Origin of the sequence: Acinetobacter sp. TUM15064, assembly GCF_008980265.1 — a bacterium.
In the GTDB taxonomy this organism is placed as follows: domain Bacteria; phylum Pseudomonadota; class Gammaproteobacteria; order Pseudomonadales; family Moraxellaceae; genus Acinetobacter.
In genome coordinates this window covers 1-5688 of record NZ_BKFU01000105.1, presented here as the reverse complement: position 1 = coordinate 5688, position 5688 = coordinate 1, and the positions used below count along the sequence as shown (strand labels likewise).

General features: G+C 42.2%; 5 protein-coding genes. All 5 read left to right on the top strand.

Going from position 1 to position 5688, the window contains the following annotated elements:
- Positions 1-178 precede the first annotated feature (178 nt).
- The 5 genes from GBI16_RS17385 (at position 179) to GBI16_RS17365 (ending at position 5498) form a co-directional block, all read left to right on the top strand.
- Positions 179-2863: a TonB-dependent receptor gene (locus GBI16_RS17385; RefSeq protein ID WP_086208730.1), complete on the top strand. Its 2685-nt coding sequence runs from the start codon at positions 179-181 to the stop codon at positions 2861-2863.
- Between the two features lie 140 nt (positions 2864-3003).
- Positions 3004-3702, top strand: coding sequence for an energy transducer TonB (locus GBI16_RS17380; RefSeq protein ID WP_151707549.1), 699 nt, complete (start codon positions 3004-3006; stop codon positions 3700-3702).
- 36 nt (positions 3703-3738) lie between these two features.
- Positions 3739-4620 (top strand): MotA/TolQ/ExbB proton channel family protein, encoded by an 882-nt coding sequence (locus GBI16_RS17375; protein WP_086208732.1) that lies wholly within the window; start codon positions 3739-3741, stop codon positions 4618-4620.
- A gap of 17 nt (positions 4621-4637) precedes the next feature.
- The gene (locus GBI16_RS17370; protein WP_151707548.1) at positions 4638-5063 is read left to right on the top strand and encodes a biopolymer transporter ExbD; all 426 of its coding nucleotides are present in this window, start codon (positions 4638-4640) and stop codon (positions 5061-5063) included.
- A gap of 18 nt (positions 5064-5081) precedes the next feature.
- Positions 5082-5498 (top strand): biopolymer transporter ExbD, encoded by a 417-nt coding sequence (locus GBI16_RS17365; protein WP_151707547.1) that lies wholly within the window; start codon positions 5082-5084, stop codon positions 5496-5498.
- The last annotated feature ends 190 nt before the right edge of the window (positions 5499-5688 follow it).

Here is a 5688-nt window from a genome sequence, read left to right as displayed (position 1 = left end):
ACAATTAATCAAAAGGTGGAGAAAAATTACATAAAAGATAACAAAACATAAAATAAAACAATATATGCCAATAACTTAATTCACAGTCTTTTGCATATCACCAAAAGTTGGCATTTGCCTTGCAATCCCCCTGCACAGCAATACCGCTAAATATAGAAAAAGAAGGGTTGAATTTACGATGCAAAAAAACAAACTTGTTCGATCTATGGGGACCCCAACCATCAGCAAATCAATACTTAAACTAAGTACCCTGACTTTAAGTATGATGTGTTTGTCTTTAGCTCATGCAGAAGAAACAGAAAGCTCAGTCTCAGCAGAACCAACTAAAAAAGTTGCCAAAGTGACTGTCACAGGTTCCTCTATCAAAGGGGTCGCAGCTCAAAGTTCTTCACCCATTACCGTCATTAAAGTTGAAGAACTTGCTCAGCAAGGTGTTACAACAGCCGAAGAAGCATTAACCAAAATTAGTGCAAACCAAGCCGGTTACAGTACGGCTCAAAACGTAGGTGCAAGTAATACTTCTGGCTCAACTGCAAATTTACGTGGTCTAGGCTCAGACAAAACTTTAGTCTTGTTAAATGGTCGTCGCTTAGCCTATAGCCCATTTAGTACATCCGAAACCAACTTAAATACCATTCCACTGGCAATGGTAGAGCGAATTGAAGTCCTTCGCGATGGTGCCTCTGCGGTCTATGGTGCAGATGCAATTGCAGGGGTGATTAACTTCATCACAAAAAAACAATATGAAGGCTTTGGTATCAGTGGTGGCGCACTTAAGCCAGAAGAAAAAGGCGGAGAAGAATACGATGTCTCTATCTTTGGTGGCTATGGCGATTTAGATGAACAAGGCTTTAACGTTTATGGCGCTGTCAGTTACCAGAAGTCTAAAGAAATTATGGCCAAAGACCGAAAAGTCAGTCGCCGTGGAGGGCTTTTACCAGAACTAGGGATTGATGGGAGCTCTGCTAACGGCTTTCCAGCCAACTTTTATGACCCAACCAGTAGCATACAAGCCAATCCTTATGGCAATGCCAACTGTAATAACACACCCAATGTCGTTGCAGATGGTGGCTTATGCTTTTTAAACACCCAAGCCCTGATTGCAATTCAACCAGAAACAGAAGACCTATCTGCGCTTGGACGAGCGACATTTAAGTTGAGTGATCAATTCAACGCGATTGCAGAATATGTATATGCAAAAAATGAAGTCACAACTTCGATTGCACCCGATGTGTATAGCCGATCTGTAACTATTCCGAAAAGTAGCCAATACTACCCAGGAGAAGGTATTACTCCTGCGGTTAATGGCTTAAGTGGTGATCCGTTACAACTCTACCTCCGCTCACAAGCAGGTAATCGTGTTTCTAAGTCAACCAATGAATCGCATCGTATTTTTGCGGGTATTGAAGGCGAAGCTTATGGCTGGAACATCGACAGCGGTGTGACCTATGCTCACGGTAAAGCAAGTGATAGTTTTGTAAGTGGCTACTTAAATAGAAACAAACTTCAAGAGGGTCTAGACAACGGCACCATTAATCCCTTTGGTGCTTCGGCAGATGCAAATGCTTGGAGTTCATTAGAAGTCAGCGGTACGACCAATGAGGCAACTTTAGATTCAACTACATTTGACTTTACGATCAGCCGTCCTATTTTCACCCTTCCTGCAGGTGATGTCGGCTTTGCCTTTGGAGGGAGCTTTACCACCCAAGACTGGGAAGCGACTGTAAACTCAGATCTTGTACGACTAGTCCCAGGCAGTGGTATTGACCCAGATAAACCCGTCAGTAAAGGTGATCGTGACATTACAGCTGTTTTCTCTGAACTACAAATTCCCATTACTTCCACCTTAGAAGCGCAACTTGCTGCCCGTTACGATGACTACAGCGACTTTGGCGACACCTTCAATCCAAAAGTAGGTTTACGTTGGGAACCATTAAAACAATTAATGTTCCGAAGCACCTACAGTACAGGCTTCCGCGCGCCAAGCTTATATGAAATTAATGCACCACAAAGCCAAACCTACACAGGTGCTAAATACAATGACCCTGTACTTTGCCCAAATGGTATCGACTCAACGCCAACGCAATACAAAACAGAATGTAATACTCAATTTAAGCGCATGCAAGGCGGATCAGCAGACTTACAACCCGAAGAATCAACCACAATAACAGCAGGTTTCGTTTTTGAACCAATCAAAAACCTTGTCTTTACAGCTGACTATTACAATATCGAAATTGATGGCTTAATTGACACCATTAGTGATGCCATGATTTTCCAAAATCCAACAAAGTACGCAGATCGTTTTGTTCGTGATTCAGAAGGTCGTATCCAATATGTTAATACAACACTGGTAAATATGGGGGGGATCAAAACAGAAGGTGTCGATCTTTCCTTAAACTACCTTGCACCTATGACAGCTACAGGACGGTTTGGTTTCGGGATTGATGGTACATATATCATCAAATATGACAAACAAGAAGAAAAAGGTGGGGCATGGGAAGGCAAAGTCGGAACATATGATGACCCTGCTGTACTGCGTTGGAAACACACAGCAAACATTAACTGGAGCTATGAAGACTGGAAACTGGTCTTTGAACAACAATTCTTCCGCGGTTACCATGACCAGAATGCAACAGGCGAAGAAGGCTATGATAACCACAAAGTTTCAGACTATACCCTCTACAACATTGCAGGCACCTATAAAGGTTTCAAAAACTTAGAGCTTACAGGTGGAATTAAAAACTTATTTGATGAAGAGCCTGCAGCATCTAACGTTCTAGATAACTTCCAATACGGCTATGACCCTCGTTACAGCGATCCGACAGGACGTACTTTCTACTTAAGAGGTACGTACAAGTTCTAATCAGACATACACCACAGGTTGAAACACTCAATCTGTGGTGATGTTTTCTCATTCTCAATTTTGGCTAAACACAGACTGCTTTTTTCAACGTGATGTTCACGATTTAAACAGCAAATTTAGCTCGAATTTCAGGAGTAACTATGGGCACAAAGTTTGAAGATTTAGAAAAAAACTCCGCCAAGAAACTAACTGGTATTGGCGTCGTAATTTTCTTACATATCCTTGTTGGCTTAGTGCTAATGGCAGGTTTAGCAAAAGACATCATCAAACCCTCAACAGCACCTGTTGAATTAGTCATTCTGCAAGACATCAAGCCACCTGAGCCAGAGCCACCTAAAGACATTCCACCAGAGCCCCCTAAAATGGTGGAAAAAGTAGCGCAGCAGCCTGATCCAAAACCAGTTGAAAAAGTCGTGCCTGTACAAAAAACAGTTTCTACACCAGTGTCTAAACCGACTGTAAGCACACCCACTCCAACTGCTGTATCCCCGTCTCCTAGCCCAGAATCCGCACCCGCACCAGTAGCCGTTGCACCTACTCCAACACCGAAACCTGCAGGAGTTACACGTGGAGTATCGGAAGGAGAAGCTGGATGCAAAGCTCCAAGCTATCCACGCGAAGCAGAGATGAGTGGCATTTCTGGCACCGTGCTGATTTCGGTCTTTGTCGATACCAATGGTAAGGCGCAAGAAGTCAAAGTGAAGCGTTCAACAGGTGACCGTACTTTAGACCGTGCGGCAACGAAAGCGTATAGCTTGTGCACATTTAAACCTGCAATGAAAGATGGCGTACCACAAAATGCTTGGTTCGACATTCCATACGAGTTTGTCCTCGAATAATTGAAAGAAAATCTAGATGAAATAAGGAGTTACACAATGAAAAATTTAAAGAATTTTACCGCAGCAAGCTTGCTTGGAATGAGTGCATTACTTCCGTTACAAACAACATTTGCCGAAGAAACTAAAGCACAAGCAACAGCAGTTACAACAGAAATTGCCAACATTGATAAAGCTGCTGTTCATGTTCCCCCACCACTACCTGAACAAGCATCTTCAACTGTAGAAAAAACACATAACCCTTATGGCTTAGAGGCCATGTGGAAAGAAGGGGATCTCGTTGCAAAAGTGACACTTTTTATTTTGGTGATTATGTCGATTGGTACATGGTACATCATCATCACCAAATGCTTACAACAAGGAAAAATTCGTAAACAAGGCCAGCATGCTGAAAAAAACTTCTGGGAAGCCACGTCTTTAGACAGTGCAACTGAAGGTTTAGACGATGCAAGCGTGTATCGCTTTATTGCAGAGAAAGGTATTAAGTCGACAAAAAACCACGGAGGCACGTTATTAGAACGAATCGACTTTAATACATGGGTCACCATCTCAATTCAACGCGCTATCGACAAAATTCAAAGCCATTTAAGTGGCGGACTGGCATTTCTTGCAACCGTAGGCTCAACCGCACCTTTCGTAGGTTTATTTGGTACGGTTTGGGGCATTTATCATGCGTTAACGGCCATTGGCGTATCGGGTCAAGCCTCTATTGATAAAGTTGCAGGTCCTGTAGGTGAAGCTTTAATCATGACTGCAATTGGTTTAGCTGTAGCGGTTCCCGCTGTGCTTGGTTACAACTGGTTAACCCGTCGTAATAAAGCTGTAATGGAAGAAGTTCGTACCTTTGGTTCAGACTTACATGCGGTGCTATTAAGTGGTGAAATCAGTACTAATAACCCGATTAACCGTGATATGAAATAAAAAATGAGGAATCAACCATGGGAATGACGGTTAATTCAAATGACAGCGATGATGATGTAATCGGAACCATTAATACCACACCATTAGTTGATATTATGTTGGTTTTACTGATTATTTTCCTCATCACTGTGCCTGTTTCGATTCATACCGTACCAGTCAATTTGCCTGAAGAAAAGAATGTACCCTATGAAACCAAACCTGAAAATATTCAACTTGCTGTAAACAAAAATGGGGATATTTTTTGGAATGAAAACTACATAGCAGATAAAGCAACTCTACTCTCTCGGTTACAGGCGGAGGCACAAAAAAGACCGCAACCTGATGTTCACATTCGTGGTGATCAACTGACGCCATACGATGCGATTGACCAAGTCATTACAACCACACAACAAGCGGGTATTGGCAAAATCGCCTTTGTCACCACACCGCCCTCTTCACCTTAATCAAAGAAGGATTCAGCTATGGGTATGAATGTTGGTTCCAATCAAGATGATGAAGATGTGATGCTCGATGTCAACATGACTCCCCTGATTGATGTCATGTTGGTGTTGTTGATTATGTTCATTATCACAATCCCACTACCAAACAATGCCATTAATATCAATCTACCCAATGGTACGCCACCACCGACTCAGGAAAAACCGCCTGAGATTGTAGAATTACGTCTAGATGCTCAAGGCAAAATGTTTTGGAATGAACAACCTGTTGAGTCGAAGCAAGCCCTAGAAACACTACTGCAAACGGTCGCACAAAAAACAGATCAAGACCAAATTAAGCTAAAAGCTGATCGCGCAACGGAATACAAATACATTGCGATGGTTATGGCGGCAGCTCAACGCCTTGACGTGAAAAAAATTGGAGTTGTAAGTAATCAATAAATAAAAGCATCATAAAAAAACCGCTGACCACGTTTAAGGTCAGCGGTTTTTTATTTTTTAATGACTTAGATTAGCATTTGAAGTGCAACACCATGTTGTTGCCATAATACCTGACTCGGACTTTTAAAGCTGAGTCTTTTTCTTGGGCGATGATTCAAACGTTGAGTGATTTCTGAGATATATTCATCCG

Excerpts from the sequence above, each read along its gene's own strand:
- GBI16_RS17385 (WP_086208730.1), top strand. The coding sequence starts at position 179 with ATGCAAAAAAACAAACTTGTTCGATCTATGGGGACCCCAACCATCAGC.
- GBI16_RS17380 (WP_151707549.1), top strand. The coding sequence starts at position 3,004 with ATGGGCACAAAGTTTGAAGATTTAGAAAAAAACTCCGCCAAGAAACTA.
- GBI16_RS17375 (WP_086208732.1), top strand. The coding sequence starts at position 3,739 with ATGAAAAATTTAAAGAATTTTACCGCAGCAAGCTTGCTTGGAATGAGT.
- GBI16_RS17370 (WP_151707548.1), top strand. The coding sequence starts at position 4,638 with ATGGGAATGACGGTTAATTCAAATGACAGCGATGATGATGTAATCGGA.
- GBI16_RS17365 (WP_151707547.1), top strand. The coding sequence starts at position 5,082 with ATGGGTATGAATGTTGGTTCCAATCAAGATGATGAAGATGTGATGCTC.